This is a genomic window from Rathayibacter tanaceti, from assembly GCF_001634385.1.
Classification (GTDB): domain Bacteria; phylum Actinomycetota; class Actinomycetes; order Actinomycetales; family Microbacteriaceae; genus Rathayibacter; species Rathayibacter tanaceti.
Map to the genome: position 1 here is coordinate 1 of NZ_LIIN01000308.1, position 534 is coordinate 534.

Here is a 534-nt window from a genome sequence, read left to right on the forward strand (position 1 = left end):
GCGCCTCCGTGGGCCGAGCTGGAGCTGCGCGCGGTGACGCGCCGCGTCGCGGAGGCCCTCGACCGCTGATGCCGGCCCGCCGCCCACGACGTGTTCCGGCGCGCGAGTGGGCGAGGGAGGGGTGTCGGATCCGCGCGGAGCTCCTTCTGCGACCGGCCGCGGACGCCGTCCGGTCGCCGTGATCCCTCCCGCTGAGACAGCCCGGTGCGGGGGCGTCGCCCGGGCTGCTCCGACCGACGGTGCCCAGCGCCGGCGCGAGGTCGATCGCGGTGACCACGGTGTCGGCGGCGTGGCCGTCAGACTGGCTCCATGAGCGCGCTGAGGGTCGTCGTCGCACCGGATTCGTTCAAGGGATCGGCGACGGCGGTCGAGGTCGCGCAGGCGCTCGCCGCGGGCTGGGCGGGCGGCCCGCCCGGGCGACGAGGTGGTCCTCGCTCCGATGGCCGACGGAGGCGAGGGCACGGTCGCGGTGTTCGCGGCCGCCGTCCCGGACGCGCGGCGGAACGCGGTCGCGTCCCCGGCCCGGCCGGCCGG

1 pseudogene is annotated in these 534 nt (G+C 78.5%); it reads left to right on the forward strand.

Annotation, left to right across the window (positions count from 1 at the left end):
* Positions 1-309: 309 nt before the first annotated feature.
* Positions 310-534: pseudogene (locus ACH61_RS16605) on the forward strand (glycerate kinase); the annotation flags it as partial.